This window comes from Flavobacterium sp. KMS, assembly GCF_000813005.1.
GTDB lineage: Bacteria > Bacteroidota > Bacteroidia > Flavobacteriales > Flavobacteriaceae > Flavobacterium.
Genome location: NZ_JSYP01000006.1, coordinates 130,496 through 153,324 on the forward strand (window position 1 = coordinate 130,496; position 22,829 = coordinate 153,324).

A 22,829-nucleotide genomic window follows, 5' to 3' on the forward strand; every position below is an offset into this window, starting at 1 on the left:
AATGGTAAAGAAACATTTAGCAGCGCTTATAGATATTAGGCTCATTGTATTTCTGGTTGTAATTATAGCAGTAAGTGTTATTCTTACAATGGTATTTAGTGATAAAATAAAAGAATTTGCAGTAAAATATAAGAAGAAATTCTATATCTATATATTTTCATTTGTGCTTATTTACGCATTAGTAGCCTTCTTGGGTTATAACAAGTTATTTACAGAATTATCTGATGAGTTTCTGTTTTATCAAATAGCTTCTTTATTGTTTGGATGCCTCCATGTTTATTTATACCGATGGTATTTTGAGGAATTTAGTATGAAATCTGTTGGTATCGAATTGTTATTTTCGTTATTAATTATACTGTACTCAAGTGTTCTGTTTATAATTATTTATACAGCACTTAATGGTATTGGGCTTACTTTCCTAATGTGCTCTCATTTCTTGGTATTTATTGTGCCTACAGGGATTTATGCTGTTTTTAATTATATGATGCAAATACCACCTAAAGAATATGTTACCTGGAGAATACCTAAAGGGAAAAATCCTTTTCCAGAAATTGATGGTGTAGAGATGAAGGATTTATTACTTATAACCTTGTTGATCCAGAAAAAACCTGATAGTGCTACTTATACCTCTCTTAGATCTAAAGGCCCCGTAAGGATTGATTTTGGAAACTTATTTTACCATACTGTTTCGGGATATAACGATCATAATGCCGAAAGCATTATAGACTTAGACCAAAATGGTGAAAACTACAATTGGGTGTTTTTCTTGCAACCCAAATGGTATCAAAGCGCTAAATACGTAGATGCGAAATATACTTTGGGAATGAATGGTATTACCGAGAACTCGGTTATTATTTGTAAAAGACAGAAAGAAAAAGAAATCAAAGTAGATAAAAAAAAGAAGAAAGACGAAGAAGGTTTTATGTACGAACCTACGGTAGAGGAAAAAAAAGGAAGTAAAAAGGAAGTTAAAGAACCTGCATTGTAAAATTGTGGAATAAATTAAAATTAGCTAAGACATAATGTACTATATAGAGGGATCTGAGATGTCATCATACGACAAACATCGCATTTATAAAATAAGGGTAGGAGATACGCTGGAAAGTGTAGCTCATAAACTTGGTATAGATGCTAGAGAACTCAGACGATATCATAATATATATTGTCCTATTCCTGATTTAATCGAAGCTGATTTTAAAAGTCATCTGGAATTATTGATTTTGGCTCCTGTAAATAGTGTCAATGCAGAGAAAAAAAGCATTGAGGATGGAACAGCAAAAGTTGTTTTAAAAAATGATTATACATTGCCATTTCTGCTTAGAGGTCTTGATAAGAAATATAAAGTGCATTACACTAGCGAAGTAGGAGATCAGGTAGATACTATTACTACAGAAGTAAATGTGAAATGGCTTGCTGTAGATAAGAATAAGTTTCAGCTCTTTGAAATTAACAAGGCGTCTAATATTTATATTAATGCCGAAAAGCCTGATACAATGATGGATGAGTTGGGAGCAAAAACTGCCGAAATTTTATATCCATTAAAGATTGTAGTTGACGGAACAGGAAAATGGGTTGATATTTATAATTATAATGAAATCGTAACTCGCTGGGAAGATACTAAAAGAGAAATTTTAGATTATTATGAAGGAGAAGTAACTCATGCGTATATAGAACATACCGAGTATGCATTAGAGAGTTCAGGAACATTATTGGCATCACTATCTTCTGATTATTTTTTGAGAGCTTTTTTTAATGGTATTCATGTAGGCTATACAGCCAATTTCTCTTTTGAGAATAAGATTTCTTTTCCGTTAGAAAAAAATGAAGAGTCTCTGTTTGCAGTAGAACAAAAGGTAGCTCCTTATCTAGAAGCGTCGGGTTTAATTAAAGTAGAGCAAAAAGGAACTTATATAGATTCTAGTTTTGATGAAAGTTTTGGGTTTGAACCTTGGGAAGGGAATTATAGCGCAACCTATTTTTTAGATTCAGATACTTATTGTATAGAAAATATGAATTTAGAATGTAGTATTGACTACCATGAACCCATAAAAATAGCTATAACAATAGATTCTCTACCAGATAAAATTGAGACTGAGAGCTAAAAAAGATAATAATTGATTTGAGTAAGATTTATAAAAAAGAAAACGGAATCAACAAGGATATTTAATATCCAAAAAAGGTAAAGCCATGAGTGAGAAACATGTAGTAGTACAAGGAGCAACGGTAAAATGTAAGTTTAGTGTAGAGCCTAAGTTGGATAAACTTAAGGTGAAAACACAAAATAAGCATTATGCTAATGACAAAGATGCCGAAAAAAAACTCATAGCAACCGATAAAGAAATTGGACAAACACTAGAGAAAAACACGTTTGGTAAATGCAAGATGCAACCTAACGGAAGTGGAGATTATTTGCCTTGTAAAGCAACGATTACCAAATGGAGTGGTTTTTATGATAAAGTTACATTATCTAATAAAGGGAAAATTTTATTAGAAGACAGTAAAGCAACTTGTCCTATAGGAGGACCGGATTGTATTACTGTAGATAAGCATGGACAAAAGGCAGAACCAGGAAAACAAAATGCAAAAAAGGCTAAGCCACAGGTAAGTAATCAAATAAACCCACTGGTAGATACAGCTAAATTTCAAGAAAGTTTAGAAGAGAGTGATTCTATTTGTAAATAAAATTAAGCAGTATGTCAGATTTTAAAATAACTGGTAATCCTAATCCTGTAGTAGGAAAAGAAGAGTTTTATACGATAAATGCTTTTTTTGGTAGTTTGCTACCAAATCCTCTTATGCCTAAGAGTTCGTTTGGTCCACCAGTTTCCTGGACGATACACGTATTGGAGAACGGTAAGTGGCGAAAAACAAAAGAGAATGACAAAACAGGAGATAAAGTATCTTATACTTTCTTGCAGAAGAGTCTGGAAAGAAAAGGTATCCGCATATTGGCAAAAAGAGGAGAAGAAGTTGCCCGACTAGATATAAAGACCCAAGCAGCTGGGAGTCCAAAAATTGATAGTGTAGAATTACTTGATAAAAGCGGAAAAAAGCCTGCTAAGCCATTATCTTATGGGCAAACACTTAAAGCGAGAGTACATTGCTTGCACATGGAGAAACGCAAAGTGTATGTTACCCTATGGGAAGATGATGCAAAGAAGGGGGGACATAATACAGCGAATGAAAAAAATATAATAGAAACACGTTTTGGTATCGTTAAAAACGGAAAAGCAGATGTTGATTTTCCTTTAAGACCAAGTTTTGCAAAAATTGCAACAAAAGCAGGACCAGAAAAAGACAAGATCCATGAATATTATGTGACTACGGAATTTAATAAACAAAAAATACCTAGTAATAATGTTAATGTAAACGAGCTTGAAGCTCCCGTAGCACCTTTTAAAGGTAAAACAACTTCTCCAGGACAAACACAACCGGTTAAGAACAATGTGCCTGTACAGAAACCTAAAACTCCAACTCCAACTGTGCCAACACAGACAAAAGTAAAAGGCGTAATTAATAGTGTAAACATTACTGATATTAATGGAAACAAAATAAAAGGTGTTTTTAAAGAAAACCGAATTAAAGTTTGGATAAATTCTAAAGGGCTTATCGGGAAAGAAGTTCGTCTTAAATTGTATGATGAAGATATTGTTAGCAATGATGAATTACTTGATCAAAAATTTACTATCAAGTCAGATTTACATGTTAGGCTAGTACCTCTAGATACAATACCAAGAAGCTTAGGAGGTGATTTTGGAGAAGGGCCTGAATTAGAGTTGTTTGCATATGTTGAAGTGTTGTCAAGTGGTGTGAATAAACCAAGTGGAATAGTAAATGTAGATGCTACAGTATTTAAGCCAGATCCTATAGAGCCTTCGAGTAGTGTGATGAAGCAAGGTGAGAATGATAAAAAGGATGAGAAGAAGGATGATAAAAAGGTTGTTTGTCAAAATTGTATAGATCCAGTAACTGCTGGTCAACTTAAAGGTATATTTACTCAAGCCGATCCTGCTACCTTGGAAAAGGTTGCCAAAACTTATACCAAGTATATGAAAGAGTTAGGGATGGATACTTGCTGGAATAAAGCTCATTTTTTTGCACAAGCGATTGTAGAAGGAGGTAAATCATTAGAGTTAAAGACTGGGGAGGGAATGAATTTTCCAGTACAAGCCTTGCCAGATACTTTTTCGGCATTTAGTACAACTGGAAAACGTTATGGTCCACCAAATGAATTAGCGTTCAAATATGGGAGAATTGATGAAAAAAATATTAAAGCCCTGAAAATTAAGTATAATAAGCCAAATCTTAAGTATCAAAGTGCTAATAAGGAAATGATAGCAAATACAGCTTATAGTAATAGAAAAGAGTTAGGGAATAAAGGAGGTAGTGATGGTTGGAATTTTAAAGGGAGAGGATTAATACAAATAACGGGTAGAGAAATTTATACATTTTGTAACTCATTTATACAAAAATATGAGAAAATTGATATTTTATCTAAGTCACATTTAGTTGGGGAACGTATAGATTTGGCTGTTTTCACATCAATGATTTTCTTTTTATGGAAAAAAATAAATAAAAAAGCAAATAAAACAAGGGATGTAAAAAATGATATTTGTCCTTTGGTTGGAAATAATGTAGATATTAAGGATAAGAATAATAAAAAAATATCTACAAACTATGATGAAAAGCAGAAATATTTTAATGATACCACATCTAAAACATTTAAAATTGATGAATGTAAATGGGGGATGAAAGAAACTAAACCTAAACCTAAAGTAGTTGGTAAGTATGCAACATACGATAATAATTATGTTGCAGACAATAAAACAGCATACATTAATATTATAGTCCCTTCAGATAGAAAAAAAGAAGGATTATTGGTTTTTTTCGATGATTCGGGTATTTTGTTCAAGTGTTATGCATTGGCTTTGGGAACAGGAGGAGAAGACAGATATACTAATGGTGGTTTTGGAAATGTACCAAATGGTTTATGGAATGCAGGATTAGAATTAAAAACTGCTAACGTAGGTGTATCTTTCGGTAATCATGGGGTAATCAGACTTTCTCCTAAAGCAGGAGATGCATTAAAAGCTTCTTCTAGATCTGGAATATTAATACATTGCGGACATACAATTGGTGATGGAAAGACAGGTTTAACAGATAATGGAGCACTTATGGTAACTCATGGTTGTATTAGAGTTTATAATGCAGATATGCCAAAGATAACTAAACATTTTTCAAATTGTTTAAGCTCAAATAAAAAAGTTATTGTATACGTAGAAGAGGTTAATCCTAACAATTTAAATCAATTATTTACAGATTATGAAACAATTGCAGATCCAAAAGATTCAACAACAAAACGAAAGAATAAGAAAAATGATGCTCAGTAGGTATACTTATATTTTGTTGATATTACTTAATATATCATGTCAAGGTCAGGATAATAAAAAAATCAATGTAGAAAAAAAAGAAATAGAAATGTTTACCGATATTTTAAATAAATCAAATTATAAGAATACCAAAGAAAACTTTGAAAATATTAATAAAGACATTATTGGTATTAGTACTCATGATTTGAAAGAAGGTTATAACGATATTAATATTCTTGATGAACCTACCGATTATCAAATATCTAAAGAGGGAAGGTATATCAAAATAGGATCGGATATTTTGCCAGATATTGATAAGATTAAAGAAGAAAAGCTTGTGAGTTATCCATATATGAAATCACTGATTAGCTTAAATAAAATTCTATATTTAAATGATTTAGCCTCTATTTTAGGAACTAGTCAGAAAGATATTGATTTAGCAAGGGATATAGTTGTATTATTTAATTTTGAAAAAAATGAATCTTTTCTAAAGAAAGTTTCTGACAATATAGGTGATTGGGATGATTTTTCAAATAATTTCAAATTGTCAATGGTTTTTTATAACAGAGATCATACTATTAGAAAAAAATTTCTAAAATATTTATCAAAAAATAATGAACTTATATATCACATAACTTTTTATTTGGCAGATGAAAGAAAGGATATAATTAAAGTGAATAAAATATCAACAGAAAATGTTGACGAGGCTATTGCATATCTTTTAAATCTTGGTCTTGAGGGTAAATCAGATGCTGATGTAGATACTGATAATGATATGGCATACAGACTTTTGAATAATATTCTGATTTCTCATCCTAAAATAGTTATGTCTTTTGAAAAAAATAATTATTACGGACATGAGGATTTGAGGTTTTTTGTAAAAGTATTCCATACTATGCAAGAAAATAATGATCAAACTTCTGAAGTTAAAATATATTATATTCAAGATCCAGATGGATTTACCAATTTAAGGAAAGACAAAAACAGTACTTCAGATATAATTCAAAAAATTAAATCTGGTGAAAAAATAGATGTATTAGATGATTCAGGTAATTGGTGGTTTATTCAAACTAAATCAGGTAATAAAGGATATGTTTACAAAAACAAGATAAAAGCTGAATAATTTAAAAACAAATAAGGCTCATTGACGTATTGAAAAGAAAAGCCCCGATTAGCAAGAGTCTAATTCTCTTGCTAGTTGGTGGTATTCCTAAGGTTGATGAAAGAAAAATAATAGATTAATATGTTTGAAAATATGAAGATGATTCTGAATGTTAATAAAATGAGAGTAATAATATTAGTCGTTTCTCTAATTTTAATTGGTTGTAAAGATTCTTCAATTAAGAAAAACGATGAAAAAAAGGATAATGAAGGCATTCTAAACATTGAAGGACACACTTTTTTTAAAGTTACTGAAACTGATTCAGGAAAAGTCTTATTCAAACCATGTGGTGCATCTATTGAAAAATATAAGTTTTATAATGATACTTTGTATCATAATTGGGGACAGGAATATGATTTGATAAAAAAAATATCATTTATAGAAAATAAAGGTATTTATATATTTAAAGGATATAACTTTAATACAAAGAAGAATGAAGTAATTCAAATTAAAAAAAATAATGTTGAAGAGTATTATTTAGAAATAAACAATCAAATATTTATTGATAGCCTATTTATAAATAAAATAATCCTTACTAAGGAACCTTGTAACGATAATGATGAAGAAACAAGCAATATTCCAGAGGAAAATATAAACTTCGAAAAAGATATTGTTTCAGCTAAGTCATGGTCTAATGATTGTAAATTAGATGAATCATATGTGTATTTTAGTGTAGTTGGTGGACAATTTGTATTTCGACAAAGATTTAGTATTAATACTAAAATTAAAAAAATAGGTAATAATGAATTTCATATTTTATTTGATAATAGTTACATGAAAAGACCATATCCTGATGATATGGAAAATTACCAAGATTTTTCAGCAATTGAACCAATTGCCAAAATGAAAAAAAACGGAAATGAGATTGAGTTTATTTGGTATGGATTTTATAATACTAAATCGAAAAAAAGAATTCATTTAGAAAATCCATTTACAAAAAGAGTGGAGAAAGAATCAATTATATTGACAAAATGTGATGACTAAATTATTGTATAAATTTAGAGTGCTTATTCATATTAGTGAGTAAATAAAGTAATAAGGTCATTGACGTATTGAAAAGAAAAGCCCCAGTTAGTGAGAGTGGTATACTCTTGCTAATCGGGGAAATTATCAAAAATAAAAATGTTATGAGATATTTAAAGATTGCTATTGCAATTATTTTTTTTACTTCATGTAAAAACAATGAAATAAAGATTGGAGATAAAAAGAATAGCGAATTAGTTACTGATTTTAGTGGCACAGGCAATATCGAATTGCCATATTGTTTAAATATTGATTTTGAAACAGGTAATGAATATTATCAAACAAATATTGATACATTTTTAGTAAAGCATAATTTAAAGAGAAATAATGATAAAATAAATAATCTATTTAGTGCCAATACGATTGATTTTGTATCTGAAGATGAAAATTATTTCATGCATTATCCATATGATGGAAAGGCATCCTCAGTAGGGAAAATTATAATTAACGATAAAATTACAGCTATATTTTATGCATATTTATTTAGTTCTGAAAAAACTCAGCCAAGGTTAGAAATTCAAACATTTAGTGGGGATAAATTAATTGATAAATTAATTGTAGCCTCAATATTTACTAGTGAGTGTAGTGGGTTTAGAGATTTTTGTATAAATAAAGAGTTTGCTATTGAAATAAAAGATTACTATGGATGTAGTGAAGATGAGACAAGTCAAGCTGAACATATTTACAATTTTAAGATAAATAAAGATGGTTTTTTTGAGAAATTAGATAAGGAAATAAAGAAACAAGCTAATATTTCAAATATTAATCCAAAGTATCAAGGAAGTTTCTCAACTACAGTTGAAACTGAATTGACTACTTCAGGGATGGCAAGTGTAACATATAGTTTTTCTATATCAAGTAATATTGTGAAGTTAAATGAAGCAAGCTATCACGAGCCGATAAGCTGTAATGGTAATTATAGAGCAATTGAAAATAATAATGTCTTAGAATTATATTATGATGGAGATGAAGAAAGTTGTAAAACTGACAAGCCTAATTTTAGAATCAAAAAAGAAGGTAATAAGTTTTATATGAAAGGTTTAGGTGGAGAAGGAACTTTTAACAAATGGATTGAAGTCGAAAGAAAATAAAAATATAAAAATAATTAAGGTCATTGACGTATTGAAAAGAAAAGCCTTGATTAGCAAGAGTCTAAATCTCTTGCTAATTGGAGGTATTTTAGACAGACTAAAAAAAAATATATGAAAAGTACAATAATTCAACTTTTAGTAATTTTTGCATTTGCATTAAGTTCGTGTAATTCTGAAAAGAAAGAAAAAATAAAAGTAAACAATATTGAAAATACTATTACAATTGTTAATAAGTCCTGTTTTGTGAAACAAAAATCTCTTAATAAAAAGGATAATGATGATTTTTTATACAAATATGAAAATGAAACTTATGAAATAAAGAACAACAACGAACAAGCTTATGATATAGTATTAAATGGTAAAAAATATTTGTCAAATTTAAATTTAGAAAGTGCAAACATTAACTTTTATTATTACAAATGTGAGAATAAAAAGGTCTTTTTAATTGAAGGAGATGATTATTATAGTTCTGTTTTTTTTGTATATATTTTTGAAAATGAAGATCTATATTATTTAGGAGATTTCGATATTAACCAGCTAAACGTAGAAAAATCTGGTGTTTTAAAAAAAGATTTTAAGATTTCGTTTAATAATAATGAGTTCATTATTGATGCTTTAGTAAAAGATAAGCTTTTTAAAACATTCTATTTAAAACAGAAAAAGAGTATACCTCAAGAATCTCAAGATTCTAAATTAGATTTAAACGGATTGTGGAGATTAAACTGTGAGAATTCCTTAACTACATTTGATATTTCTGACAAAAAAGGTTATTTATCATTGTATTCAAATAATGCAATTTATATAAATGTTGATATAATAGATATTCCAAATAAAAAGAATGAGTATTATTTAAGATTTAAAAATACAGATTCTCAAAAAAAATATTATAAAGATGATAAGAATGTAATAGATGATGAAATCTCTAAAACTGAAAATATTGCTAAACTTATTTTGAAAGACAAGACTGCATTGCTCTATTGGTATGGCTTACATAATGTTAAAACAAAGAAATTAGATTTTGTAGATGATTTTATAATGCTAAAAGAGAATGGGGGTAAAAATCCAATAGAATTAACAAAATGTGACTAATAAAGTTGTTAACTAATCGTCTTGCAGATTTGTAATTTTTATAAAAGTGCATTTGATTTATGAACAACAACAACAACAACAACAACAACAAGGTCATTGACGTATTGAAAAGAAAAGCCCTAATTAGCAAGAGTCTAATTTTCTTGCTAATTGGAGGTATTTCTAAATTGATAAAAAGAAAGTAAATATTTAGAATATGAGTTTGATTCAAAATAAAAAAATGGAAGAAAGACTAACTGAATCCCTCCAAGGTTATATTAAACAAGTTTATGATTTTTTTAAATCAATTTTTATATTTCTATTAGTCGTTTTCTTATTAGTTTCTTGTAAAGGGCAAGAAAAAGATAATATTATTCAAACAAAGCAAAAATTAGAAGAAGAAAAACAACAACAAGAAATTTTTATTGGCAAAACATTTTTTGAGGGAGATGAATTAAATAATTACTTATTCATAAAATCTGAAAATTTAATTAATATAGATAGTTTAAGTTATACCATTTATAGAAAAGAGGATACTAAAGATTATATATTTAGTTTAGAGAAATTTATTAAAAATGATGATGTAAAAAAATATTTAATTATTGATGTTATAAACTTTAAAGATTATGATTCTTTATCCTTCTCTGTTAAGGAAAGTTATATAAAGGAGAAATGGAATCTTATTTTTTTGCAAAAGAATAAAGTTTTAAAACAATGGGCTTTTGAAAAGAAAATGACAACCCAAACTATTGAATCTTTAAAGCTACAATTAGATAAGTACAAGATAAAAAAAGAATTAAAATGTGATTTAAATAAAGATGGACAGGAGGATATAATTTTAATTTTTGAACCTAAAGTGATTAAAAAAATGGATTTGGATAATTCACTCTTAATGGATTCTCCATTATACATAATGATAAACAAAGGAAATAATAGTTATTCTATAATAAGCAACAATAATATTATTTATACTGCTTCTTATAATTGTCCTTCAGACGGGTTAAAAAAAACAACTTCAGAGGATAATTATTTTACGATTGAGCAAGTTACATGTGACGAATTTGGTAGGATACAAAATGACAATATTACGTTTGAATATAATAATAAATCAGATGAACTTACTTTAGCTAAATTCAAAAGAAGTCTTTTTGAAAGATCAGATGGATCAGAATTTTTACCTATAAGTTCCTTTCTTTATCCAAAAGATTTTGGAAAGATTGATTTTAAAAATTATGATTCAAAAATTAAATATGAGAATATAGAAAAATAATAAAAGTAATAAGCTCATTGACGTATTGAAAAGAAAAGCCCCAGTTAGTGAGAGTGGTATACTCTTGCTAATCGGGGAAATTATAAAATAATAATATTATGAAATTTTTAAAGATTGCAGTCATAATTATTTTTTTTACCTCATGTAAAAACAATGAAATAAAAAAAGATGTTCATTATGATAACGATAACAAAAATGAGATTATCAATAATTATGTTCAAACAGATTCAAAGAATATAATTGGTGTCTGGAATTGGAGATCTGATGATAAATCTCAACAATTTACAATACAAATAAAAAGAGTTGAGAAGGATTCTGTATTTGGACAGTATTGTGCAGTTTATAATAATGGTAATAAACTTGATTGTGATATTGATGATACAAATAACATAAAAGGTTTAATTGTAAAGGATAAAATTCAGCTAAGTTTCGATAGCTTTTTTGGAGCCAAAAATGGAAAAGCAGAAATTAAAATTTATGAAAATCATATTGAGTGGAAAATTATAAAATCACCTAAAGGAGAATTTTATTCGCCTGACTCTGCAATTTTATATAGAAAAGGTGATAAAAGTGAGGTTGCCCAAAATAAAACTGATTTATCTCAAAAGAAAGTGAAACTTCCTTTTGATTATGAAAAATATATAGATTTATGTTACGTAGAAGAAAGTAAAGTTTGTGATGAAAATTTTCCTTTTTACAAAAGTGATGAATTGTCGGTTGTAACACAATTGATTAACAGTAAGATAAACAAAAATACACCAGAGAGAATTTATTGTATAGATAATTCAGGTTTGGATTTTGAAACTTATGTTTTTATAATAAGAGATGAAGTACAGGATTATCTTTCAACTACTTATTTAATGAATGTGAGAAATAATAAAATTATAGCAAATCAATTAATTGGGCAATATCCTGATGGAGAAGCTCCAGAGGATGTAGATGTTAGTAATCAGACTTATGTAATTAATAAGGATTTATCAGTTTCAGTTTTTGATAAAGTTTATAAGAAGAAAAATAAACTTTCGGCAAAATACATTGTCAATTCAGATGGAACTATACAGGCTTATTAAACTGATTTAGCAAATTTTAAAATATAAGTTCTTATGATTAAACGCAAAAAGATAAAATTATAAAATGAGAAAACTAGTATTTATTTTATTTCTATTAGGTACGATGGTTTCCTGTAAATCAGAAGATAGTAGTGAAGAGTATATAGGAACTTGGTTAGAGGTTAAACAAAAAGGAAATGAATTTGTACTTGTAGATTGTGGTTATGATGGAGAAAGTATAAAAACTTCGAGAGATTCAATTTTTGAAAAAGGAATAATGGAAGATAGTAATATGAAAATCGACCATGTAAAACTAAATAAAGACGGGATAAGTTTATTTACGGATAAATCAGAAAAATCATATTACAGATTTCAATGGATTGATAAAAATAAAGGTATATCTAAATGGGAAATCACATATGATGGATCGTCAACTGTTGTTAAATATTTTGTGAATAAATTGAATTTTAAAAGCATAAAAACAGTTGAAGGAACAAAAGCAGATTGCATTACAAGTGATGATGTTGGAGATTTAGCTAATGATTCTATTGATATTATAAATCAAGATTCTTTGGATATCTGGAGAGGAGTTTATCATTTTGAAGCAAGTAATAGAGATAATGAGAAAACGGTTTTTGATATTATAATTAAATCTCTAGACGATATATCTGTAAATATTGACGATGCCGGAAGCAAAGAAGAATATTTAGATATAAAGGGAGAAAAAGTTAGTGAGAATAAAATCAAAATAGCATACAACAAAGCATTTGAAGATGAAATGGGAGTAATATTTATAGAGGTAAATGAGGATAAATTTTATATCTCTGGAAACCCGATATATTTTATAAATCCTGGTAACAATGAATTTCCTTTAACGAAGATTAAATAAACCTATTAACAGATTTGAAATAAGCATTTTAAGAGAGATTATAAATAACGAACCAATAATTAAATTCTAAAAATAGAACCTTAATAGGTCGTTATGAATAATTAATTAAGCATAAAATTATTTAAAGTAAATAAATTGTAAGGTAAAAATTTTCTGGATAATATGGGCTCAATGCGCGCCATTGCTTGTATTTAACCCAAATAAACTTATTTAATAAGTCTGTTCATGACATTTTAAAATTAATAAATAGTAAACAAATAATATAAAATGAAAATAAATTTTTTAGTACTCTTTTTAGTTCTTGCTTTTGGTAAAAATGCGAATGCTCAAGATATTTCCATACAAGTTTTATCTGCGGTAGAAAAAGATAAAGTATTAGACAATGCAGAAGTAATGATTCAACGAAATGGGGAATCATCAGCAAAAAGATTAACAAATGCTCAGGGGAAAACAACCATTAATGGAGGTTTTCAAGACGATTCGAATACTTTATTAATTATCAAAAAAGAAAACTATTCGACTCTTGTTGTAAAATGTCCATGTAATGATTTAACATATGCGTTGAGCCCAGTAATGAAAAACCTAGACGGAATGAGAATCGTTTTAAACTGGGGGAAATATCCGGAGGATTTAGACTCTCATTTAAGTTTTCAAGGCAATCATATATACTTTCAGCATAAGAAAGGAAATATGGCTAATCTAGATGTAGATGATACGGATAGTTATGGACCAGAAACGATAACGATTGAGAATAAAAAATTCGGAGAAGCCTATCATTATTTTGTTCACGATTATTCTAATAAAGAAGACATGAACTCTTCGCAACTATCGGCAAGTGGAGCAAAAGTGTTTGTTTATGTAGGACAATCATTGGTTAAAACATATTACATCCCAAAAAATAAGAAAGGTAATGTGTGGAACTTATTCAAAATAAATGAAAATGGAGAAATCATTGATATAAATAATATCATTTCGAAAACGGAGCAAGAAGTAGGTATTGTTGAAACGTCTGGTGAGGATACTGAAGAACAAGTATATGTATCTAATGAGGACAGAAAAAAAGCACTTCAATTAAACACAAAGGGAGATTTAGCTTACCAAGGTAAAGATATAGATGGTGCTTTAAATTTTTACAAACAAGCTTTAGAGTACAATCCAGTTTTTGGACAAGCCTATGGTAATTTGGGACTTATGTATATTAAAAAAGGATATAAAGCAGAAGCCATTTATGCTAACAGGAAAGCAATAACCTATGCAGCAGGTAATTCTATAAACACAACCAAAGCTAGCGCATATTACAATATTGCTAAGATTTTTGAAAACGATAATGATTTTGAAGAAGCATTAAACTATTACAAACTTGCGAAAGATTTAAAAGATAATGTTGTTTATGACAATGCAATAATTAGAGTAGAGAACAAAATAAGAGGATAAGAAATAACAAAATTATATTTCCAATAAAAAAATAAATAAAGAATTATGATAGAAAAACTGAATCATTTTCCCGTTAACTGGATTGATGGGATGAAGATAAACAAAAGTCATTTCTTATCGATGCAGGACAATGTTTCCGAATTGGTAAATGATGCAATAGGTATTCATACAACACCTATGAGTTATGGATTACTGGATTTGGGAAATCAGAACAGAGAATCGACAAAAATTACTTTAGGAATTGATAATCATAAACTACTTCGCGTACGTGTAGAGGAGTGTCATGCAATAACCCCAAATGGATCAAGAATCGAGATTAGTAAGAGTAATACAGATACATTAGACCTTCAGGTTCCTTATCCAGAGGATACTTATCAGATAAAAGAAGGAGAACAATTAGAATTGCTAGCCTGTATATCGGTTAATTCTAAAAAAAGAATTCCGTTTGGTGAGCCTGATCCAGATGAAGTTCCGCCAAGATATCCGTACACACAACCAGAATATAAATTACACTTAATTAAGGCCGAAGAATTTCGTTCAGGAATTGGGTATGGAGGATTTTATCTGGCAATCGGTAAAGTTTTGGTAGGAGATACTACTGTTCTGGATGAGGATTATATCCCATCATCAGTTACAGTAACCTGTCACCCAAAACTAGTTGATATGCAAGCACAAATTGCACGTTCGTTTGGACAGATAGAAATTTACTCAGTACAGATTTCTCAAAAAATTAACCGTGTTCAGCAAACTGGTGTTTTGGCACATACGATGATGCATTTGGCAGATAATACAGGGTATTATTTAGGGAATTGTTTAACTCAATTTCGTTGGTTTTCGTTACACCAGCATCCAGCAGCAATGTTAAGTACAGTGGTTTCTTTTGCCAGAGTGATGAAAAATTTTATTGATTCGAAATCTGGAGCAGGAAAAGAAGAGTTACTAAACTATTTTGCTGAGTGGTGTGATATATCACAAGGAGATTTTGAAATACTGTTTACTTCACTCATAAATACAGGTTACGATCACGTACATATAGATAAAACAGCAGGTTTAACAATGACTTTTTTACAAAGAATAGAGAAGCTGTTTGAAACTTTGAGTAAGCTGGATTATATAGGGAAGAAAAAAGAAAATATCGAATTATTTGTTGCTGAAACAGACAAAAAAGATATTGTTCATAACCCGAAACGACATGGTTTTTTTATAAAAGATTAAAAATAATAGTAATATAAATTATGGAAGTATTAAACAAATCAGAACGCCAGAAAGCATTTATAGCTTTTCTAGTAGCCTTTATTCTAACTTTTACAGTAATGTTAATTGCAGTATCGTTTAATTTTTATATGCCAATGGCAGAAAATAAAATGCTAAAGGCTGAGAATGAAATGATGAAAAGAGAGTATGATTATCAAACTAATTTTTCGGTAAAAATTGATAGTGTTAGAATGACGATTGACTCTATTAATTCGCCAAAAGTAGATAATGATTTTCAACAACGTTTGGCTAATGTTATGATAGCCAATATTTATCAGAAAATACCAAAAGACACCACTGAAAATAAAAAGTTATATAACAATGTGATTTTGGCATACAAGAATATTATTGATTATAAAAAGCAAATTAGAAGTCTTACCCATAATTCTCATTTAATAGATAGTTTGAACCAATCGGCAAAAACATATAAAGAAGAGTTAGAAAAAGTAAGTAGAGACTTGGATGTTTGTCGTCAGATTTATCAAAACCAATAATAAGAAATTAGAGTAAAAGAATTAATAAACTAATCATTAAAAAATTAAAATTATGTTATCAAATTATGGAATTGGAGGTAATGAAGTAAAATTAGATGCAGATGAAGCAATCACTGCAATCCCTCAAAACAGAACACTTGTTGCTCAAAAACTAACTGTAGATGCACCTGTTAAACCAGAACTAGTAGAAGGAATTACAAGTGTTGAAAAAGCATTTGAACATTTTAAACCAGAAGTAAAAGTGAATTTTGAAACTGCAGATGGAGCTACGAAAGTAGAAGCATTAAAGTTTAAAAATTTAGGAGATTTTGGTATAAATGGGATCACTGCACAGAGTAAATTTTTATCTGATCTGGAAACTGAAAAAGACCAATATCAAAAAATTATTCGTCAGTTAAAATCGAATAAAATCTTAAAAGCAGCATTAGAAGATGCTGATGCTAAGAAAGCTTTATTAGAAAGCCTTGGAACTCTAATTACAGAATTGAAAGAGAATAAATAAGAAATTTAAAAAAATATAGAAAGTATGGCAAATAAAGAAGCATATAAAAGTAATGACGTTGATACTGCAGTATTAGAACGTAAAGTAACAGGAGGTTCTTCTATTGAAAAAAACGTTGAAAAACTAGCTAAATACGGTGGGTTTGATTTGTTGGAAATGTCTATTGAAGGAATTCAAAACCTTAATCCAGAGAGAAAAGCAAGAAGAAAAATTTTCCTTGGAGAAGTAAACAAAGCTAAAGAAAGAGAAACACTTTTAAAAACATTAGAACTTTGGGCTTCGGTTTTAAGTAACAATGAAGCTTTGACTGATATGGTGGCTCAAAGTGAAGACAAATGCAAAGAGTCTGAAGTATTATTAAAAAAGAATTTAGTAAAAGCTGTTGAAGATACAAGAGAAATCGAGGCAGCATATAGAACTGTTGCTTTGTTTTTCAAAAATACAGAAACAGATAAAGTAAAAAATGTTACCATAGTAAATGCTGATTTAGAGCAATTAAAAGACCTTGATAACACTCGTTTTATTGATGCAATTCACTCAGAATTAGTTGATAACTACGATCGTTTAGATCTTAAAAACAACTACGGTATCCTTGTTATTCCAGGTTATTTAGGATCAAATAAAGTAATCGAAAAATGGGCAAAAATTGCACATGAAAACAAAGTAATGTTGGTTACAGATTTTGAACATTTAGATGAACCGGATGATGTAATGGAAATGTTTGATGCTGCCTCTTTAACAGGAGGAGATGTATATCGCTCAAATGTAATTATGACATGTAACTGGTTAGTAGGACGTGGAAGATTTGACCAAATTGGTGAAAACGAAGATTTGCACATTGCTCCATCTGCAGCACTTGCAGGGAAAATTTACAAAACATTAATGTCTCAGGTTACTGCTGGTAAAAAATTCGGTGGAATCAATGAAGTTGATGGTGTAAAATTTGATCTTAAGAAAAGTGAAATTGCAAATCTTGAAAACTTAGGATTAGTTCCTATGGTAAACGAGTATGGTAAAGTAATGGCTTTCTCTGCAAAAACATTATTTAACGGAGACAACTTAGGATTGCAAACATATTCAGTAGTTCGTGTATTTGATTATGTGACTAAAGTATTAATGGATTTCCTTAATCGTCGTGCATTCGAAAACTTTACTGCTAAGACTCGTAAAGAGATAATGAACCAAATCGTTGCTTTCCTTGATGGTATTACAGGTCCAGACAAATTAATCGAGAACTTCGAGATTAGAAGATTTGAGCAAGATCCAATCCAAAAGGATAGAATATATATGGATATCCATATGAAACCATATTTCCCAGCCAAAAATTTCCTTATAAAAATGGATGGTCATAAAGGAGATGATGGAACAGAATGGGATACAGATTACGAACAAAAATAATTGTTGTATAGTAAATTCAAAAAAGGAAACACATATGTTTTGTGTTTCCTTTTTTAAACAAAATATTGATCTTTTGAATGATCAAACCAAATAATTCAAATTCATGAACGTACTTAAAATTTTACTTTTAATCGCATTATTTTCAATTTCAAGTTCGGCTAATGCTCAAAAAATAAGAGCAATTGATACTTTAAATTGCCCTATTTCGCAAAATGAATTATTGCTTTCGGGTAAACTTTTTGCAAGTGCGACACCAATTTTGCTACGTGTTTTTAATGAAGATTATGAATATGCAGTATTTCAACTTGGGAAAAGAAGAAGTAGCATATACTTATATTTTAAAATCTTCACAGATAATGTGTGTGTGAAACAACAGCAACCATTGGAAATTTATTTTAAAAATGGAGAAAGATATATCCTGAAAAATTCATTTGCTGTAAACTGTGATGGGACAGCTGCTTTGGAGCTCAGAAGAAGAGACATAAAGAAATTAATGGCCAATGATATTAATACCATCAAATTTTATACACTTAAAAGAGATTATGAATTTAGTCCAAGTGCTAACGATAATAAAAATATAAAAGAATATTTACATTGTCTGAAATTGTATAGAATCAAGAAAAAATAGAATGAATTTATAATTTCAAAATAGAGATAATAAGCACCATTCTTAAAAACAAAACTAAAGTTTAATTTATTTAAAAGACTAAATATGCCAATTCCAGAATTAAATCTCTCATTAGGACTTACAGACAATGATGGTTCTGTTTTTTATGCAGGAAGTGGCGAAGGTAAAGTTATTGTTCGTACAGATTCTGCATTGAAACAGCATACTATTAGTATTACAATCTCTGAACAGCAAATAGGATCGGTGAATTTAAAAACACACTTTAAAGGTGCTGAAATTCCTGCTGAAATTGAGATTCCAACGTATCAGATGATAGTTACTGATGATAAAACAGATGAAAAAGAAATATATAAAGTTACCCGAGATACCTATTTCTTTAAAGAACAAACTACCAAAAAAGGATTATGGAGCTTTTTGGGATTAAAATTTTTAGCCACTAAAAATTTCCTATTCGAAAATATTCCTTTTGAACCTTTAAAAGAAGAAATAGAGACATTTGATATTTCTAGATATAGAAAATTAAATCATGATGAACTTACTTATACTTTTCAAAAAGAAAATCAGAATATACAAATTTTTGCAGGAGATATAAATACGCTTAAAGTAGAAAAAGGAACAAGTTATTTTGTTATTGTCGATGAAAAAAAAGGACAACGCTTTATAGGAGATATTCTATATCGAGAGAAATTTTTAAAGCTTACGCCAAAGGTAAAGCTTCACGTAATTAAGAGAAAGCAAGTTTCGAAGGCTATGGAAACAAATAAGCAAGGACAAACAGATCGATTGATTTATATTTAAAAATTAAATAAATGAAAGGAGCTTTTTATAAACTGCCTATAGATTTTAATGCTATAATTCAGAAAAAAGAACTAGAAAAAACTTCTATAGAACATTCTATTGCCCAACAAGTAATATTGTTGGCAACAACCACTTTTGGAGAATGTAAATTTGATGAAACCTTTGGTTCTAAAATCTGGGAGATTGATTTTGATTTGTTAATGAATGAAAATACATTAAAAGAAATAATTTCTAAAACCATGAAACAATCATTACTTCTTCATGAAGGAAGGATTAAAGTTAATGAGCTTAAAGTGGAATTAACTGAGGCAAAATATGTAATTGATGATGTGAGCAGAGCCAAGAAAAGAGTCGATATTATTATTGAAGCAACAATAAAAAGTACTAATAGAAATTTTGATTTTAGAGGATATTTTTTTGTAGGACCATTATCTTATAAATAAAAGTTACTCGTCTGAGTACTAAATACAAGGGTTTAGCTATGTTTTGATTGCTAAATTCTTAAAATATTGATAATGTAAATAAAATTTTATTAAAAAATATATTATAATAAGATTTTTTTTATATATATTTACAGGATAAATAAATAAATTAATAATTAAAAAATTTTTATTATGTCGTTTTTAACATCGTTGTCAGTAGCCGGAAAGGACTACAAAGTATTAAATGTAAGTTATGATTTAGCTCAAGAAACTGATGCTTCTGGGCGTCCATCTACAGTAACACGTGGTGGTAGAATCATGATCGAAGTAGAATCAACTGGTAGCACAGAATTGTTCGAATGGATGACCAATAATTTCGAAAGAAAAGATGGGTCAGTAAAATTCATCAAACGTGATTCGAATGCTACTTTAAAAGAGTTGAAGTTCACAGAAGCTTACATGGTTAAGTACAAAGAGAATTTTGATCATAACAGTGCTACTCCGTTAACGGAAACTTTTATGATCTCAGCTCGTAGAATCTCGATGGGCGGAGGAGAATTTGATAATGCTTGGGTTTAATCCTTTGGACTTTATCAAACTTAATTAAGCTTGAAACTATTAAAGGAAGTCCATTTATTGGACTTCCTTTTTTGTTTTGATGTGACTACTTAAATCTTTTTTAAGTAGAAGCTTAAACCTTATAACACTACTTTTTAACAATCTAAAAATCAACAAATGAGTTTTTTATCAAAATTACACATAGACGGGGAAGAATATAATGTCCTGGAATTTAATATTAGTTTTAAACAAAAAATCGATACAACAAGTAAACCTACCGGTGATGCCAAAGGTGGTGTTATAAGAATGATTATCGAGGCAAGTCAGAATAGTCATTTTCTATCATGGATGTTAAATAGTGATTTAACTAAAGATGGAAAAATTGTTTTTTATAGAAGAGATGCTTTGAGCAAAATGAAAGAACTTACGTTTGTAAAAGCATTTTGTATTGGTTATGATGAGCAATTTACAAGCACAACCGAAGTACCAATGAAAATAACAATGGAGTTGGTGGCCAAAGAATTGACTTTTGGAGATGCTAAATTTTCAAACAACTGGATTGCTTTAGATTAATTGTAAAGGCTAATTAAAAACAAGGACGCATTATTATGGCACACTTTTCAGAACAAGTACATATATCTATAGGAAGTTTTACCCAAAACGTTGTTTATTATGATTTAAAGCTATCGCAAAAGATGGCTGATCATCATCATTTTTCGTTTATTTGGCAATACACAGGTAAAGCAATAATTAAACCAGCAGACCAAGCAAAAGCTTTAAGAGGTTACTTAGGAGATGAAGTTATTTTTACTTTTAAAAGCCTTACCGGAATAAGATTGATGAGTAAAGGTATCATTACAGAGCTTTCGTCTGTAGATCTTCATGGAAGCCCAGTGGGTTTACATGTAACAGGTGTGAGTCATAGTATTGTTCTCGATGATATGAAAAAAACAAGATCATATCAGGAACGAGGAATGGATGATATTGTACTTAGTATCTTAGCCGAAGGGCCAGGAGAATTTTATCAAAGAGATTCTATAAGATCAACTTATCTTAAGGAATTAAAATACATAGCACAGTATAATGAATCCAGTTTTGAATTTCTTAAAAGACTGGCAACACGTTATGGACAATGGTTTTATTTTGATGGTATGCGCATGCAATTTGGACAAACAAAAACTAGTAAAGTAAAACTCATCAATGGAGCTTCTTTACACAGTTTTAAGATACAGACCAATATGGTGTCGCACAAAATCTCCTTAACAGGTTATGACTATGAAAGTGGAGCTACAATACGTAATGCTGCTGCAAGAACTTCTGCGGGTAGTAAAGATAGTTTTTCGGCTATTGTAGGCTATAATCAAGGAACTGTTGCACAATCAGATTTAAGTATTAGTGCCTATACAACCAACGCACAGAATAAAGAAGAAATTGATGAAATGGTTACGTTGCAAACAGGAGGTAGCGATGCCAATAGTGTATATTATAGCGGAATCTCTTATTTTCCTTTAGGAGTAGGTCAAGTTTTTACGATAGTAAATCAAACCGTAGAACATGAACTTATTGTTATAGAAGCCATACACCATTCTGAGGTTCACGGTAACTATTCTTGTGAGTTCAAAGCTATTCCTGCAGATGTTGCTGTACCACATTATACTAATGTACATGTTTTTGCTAAAGCAGAAAGCCAGCCAGCACAGGTAAAAGATAATAGTGATCCCGAAGGATTAGGACGAGTTATAGTACAGTTTTATGGAACAAGTGGCAATGCTGTAAGTCCATGGATACGTATGATACAACCTCATTCTGGTGCAGGAAAAGGATTTTATTTTATTCCAGAAATTGGAGAAGAAGTATTGGTAGGTTTTGAAGGAAATAATGCCCAGAATCCTTACGTAATAGGAACACAATACAACGGACAAGATAAAAGTGGGTATGCAGATGCTCAAAATAATATAAAAGCCATTCATACCCGTAGCGGGCATATAATCAAGTTTACAGAAGAAGAGAGCATAATAATTGCAGATCAAAACGGCAACGAAATACAACTCGATACTGTAGGTGGAAATATAAATATTACCGCATCAAATACAATAACAATGAATGCTACTAACATTATTATGAATGCTTCTGAAAATGTTACGACTACAGCAGGAATGAGTATTATGGAAAGTGCAGGAGCAGACAAAACTACTATGGTAGCAATGATGCTAAATACTAGTGTTGGAGGAGATAATATGCTAAATGTGACGGGGAACTTCACGGAAAATATTCAAGGTAATTTAGAATCTCATACCGAGAAAGAGAGACAAGAAATAGCCGTGAAAGGAATTGATACAAGCAGCGAAGGAGGTATAAATAAGCATTCTAAAAAAGAAATGCAGAATAATAGTGCTGAAAAATCTAAATCTCATTAATAC

The 22,829-nt window shown here is 29.5% G+C and carries 22 protein-coding genes; all 22 read left to right on the plus strand.

Annotated features, from left to right (window positions below):
- The first annotated feature begins 1 nt into the window (after position 1).
- A complete protein-coding gene (locus tag OA93_RS08245; protein WP_039112680.1) occupies positions 2–988 on the plus strand; it encodes a TssN family type VI secretion system protein in 987 nt (328 codons plus the stop codon).
- Between the two features lie 34 nt (positions 989–1,022).
- Positions 1,023–2,102, plus strand: coding sequence for a peptidoglycan-binding protein LysM (locus tag OA93_RS08250; protein ID WP_039112681.1), 1,080 nt, complete (start codon positions 1,023–1,025; stop codon positions 2,100–2,102).
- A gap of 85 nt (positions 2,103–2,187) precedes the next feature.
- A complete protein-coding gene (locus tag OA93_RS08255) occupies positions 2,188–2,682 on the plus strand; it encodes a DUF4280 domain-containing protein (protein ID WP_039112683.1) in 495 nt (164 codons plus the stop codon).
- Between the two features lie 11 nt (positions 2,683–2,693).
- Complete coding sequence (locus tag OA93_RS24075) at positions 2,694–5,390, plus strand: hypothetical protein (RefSeq protein WP_052259409.1); 2,697 nt, start codon at positions 2,694–2,696, stop codon at positions 5,388–5,390.
- The gene (locus OA93_RS08265) at positions 5,323–6,492 is read left to right on the plus strand and encodes an SH3 domain-containing protein (RefSeq protein WP_039112684.1); all 1,170 of its coding nucleotides are present in this window, start codon (positions 5,323–5,325) and stop codon (positions 6,490–6,492) included. Before OA93_RS24075 ends, OA93_RS08265 begins: the two co-directional genes overlap by 68 nt.
- A 159-nt stretch (positions 6,493–6,651) precedes the next feature.
- Complete coding sequence (locus OA93_RS08270; RefSeq protein WP_131474466.1) at positions 6,652–7,515, plus strand: hypothetical protein; 864 nt, start codon at positions 6,652–6,654, stop codon at positions 7,513–7,515.
- A 68-nt stretch (positions 7,516–7,583) separates the two neighbouring features.
- Positions 7,584–8,645: a hypothetical protein gene (locus OA93_RS08275; RefSeq protein WP_131474467.1), complete on the plus strand. Its 1,062-nt coding sequence runs from the start codon at positions 7,584–7,586 to the stop codon at positions 8,643–8,645.
- A 111-nt stretch (positions 8,646–8,756) separates the two neighbouring features.
- Positions 8,757–9,734, plus strand: a complete 978-nt coding sequence (locus OA93_RS08280; protein ID WP_039112688.1) for a hypothetical protein — start codon at positions 8,757–8,759, stop codon at positions 9,732–9,734.
- A gap of 220 nt (positions 9,735–9,954) precedes the next feature.
- Positions 9,955–10,983, plus strand: a complete 1,029-nt coding sequence (locus OA93_RS08285) for a hypothetical protein (RefSeq protein ID WP_131474468.1) — start codon at positions 9,955–9,957, stop codon at positions 10,981–10,983.
- Positions 10,984–11,081: 98 nt separating this feature from the next.
- Entirely contained in the window at positions 11,082–12,053 is a 972-nt protein-coding gene (locus OA93_RS08290; RefSeq protein WP_039112690.1) for a hypothetical protein, read from the plus strand.
- A 64-nt stretch (positions 12,054–12,117) separates the two neighbouring features.
- Complete coding sequence (locus OA93_RS08295; protein ID WP_131474469.1) at positions 12,118–12,921, plus strand: hypothetical protein; 804 nt, start codon at positions 12,118–12,120, stop codon at positions 12,919–12,921.
- A 267-nt stretch (positions 12,922–13,188) separates the two neighbouring features.
- Positions 13,189–14,355, plus strand: coding sequence for a tetratricopeptide repeat protein (locus OA93_RS08300; RefSeq protein ID WP_039112693.1), 1,167 nt, complete (start codon positions 13,189–13,191; stop codon positions 14,353–14,355).
- 45 nt (positions 14,356–14,400) lie between these two features.
- Positions 14,401–15,570: a hypothetical protein gene (locus OA93_RS08305; RefSeq protein WP_039112694.1), complete on the plus strand. Its 1,170-nt coding sequence runs from the start codon at positions 14,401–14,403 to the stop codon at positions 15,568–15,570.
- A gap of 20 nt (positions 15,571–15,590) precedes the next feature.
- Positions 15,591–16,103 (plus strand): type VI secretion system TssO, encoded by a 513-nt coding sequence (tssO, locus tag OA93_RS08310; protein ID WP_035627571.1) that lies wholly within the window; start codon positions 15,591–15,593, stop codon positions 16,101–16,103.
- Positions 16,104–16,155: 52 nt separating this feature from the next.
- A complete protein-coding gene (locus OA93_RS08315; protein WP_082001795.1) occupies positions 16,156–16,605 on the plus strand; it encodes a hypothetical protein in 450 nt (149 codons plus the stop codon).
- Between the two features lie 24 nt (positions 16,606–16,629).
- Complete coding sequence (locus OA93_RS08320) at positions 16,630–18,003, plus strand: DUF5458 family protein (protein ID WP_039112697.1); 1,374 nt, start codon at positions 16,630–16,632, stop codon at positions 18,001–18,003.
- Between the two features lie 103 nt (positions 18,004–18,106).
- A complete protein-coding gene (locus tag OA93_RS08325) occupies positions 18,107–18,631 on the plus strand; it encodes a hypothetical protein (protein WP_039112698.1) in 525 nt (174 codons plus the stop codon).
- Between the two features lie 84 nt (positions 18,632–18,715).
- Positions 18,716–19,429: a hypothetical protein gene (locus OA93_RS08330; protein ID WP_039112699.1), complete on the plus strand. Its 714-nt coding sequence runs from the start codon at positions 18,716–18,718 to the stop codon at positions 19,427–19,429.
- Positions 19,430–19,440: 11 nt separating this feature from the next.
- Complete coding sequence (locus OA93_RS08335; protein ID WP_039112700.1) at positions 19,441–19,872, plus strand: GPW/gp25 family protein; 432 nt, start codon at positions 19,441–19,443, stop codon at positions 19,870–19,872.
- 171 nt (positions 19,873–20,043) lie between these two features.
- A complete protein-coding gene (tssD, locus tag OA93_RS08340) occupies positions 20,044–20,430 on the plus strand; it encodes a type VI secretion system tube protein TssD (protein ID WP_035627552.1) in 387 nt (128 codons plus the stop codon).
- 156 nt (positions 20,431–20,586) lie between these two features.
- Positions 20,587–20,982: a type VI secretion system tube protein TssD gene (gene tssD / locus OA93_RS08345; protein WP_039112701.1), complete on the plus strand. Its 396-nt coding sequence runs from the start codon at positions 20,587–20,589 to the stop codon at positions 20,980–20,982.
- A gap of 35 nt (positions 20,983–21,017) precedes the next feature.
- A complete protein-coding gene (locus tag OA93_RS08350; protein WP_039112703.1) occupies positions 21,018–22,826 on the plus strand; it encodes a phage baseplate assembly protein V in 1,809 nt (602 codons plus the stop codon).
- Positions 22,827–22,829 lie beyond the last annotated feature (3 nt).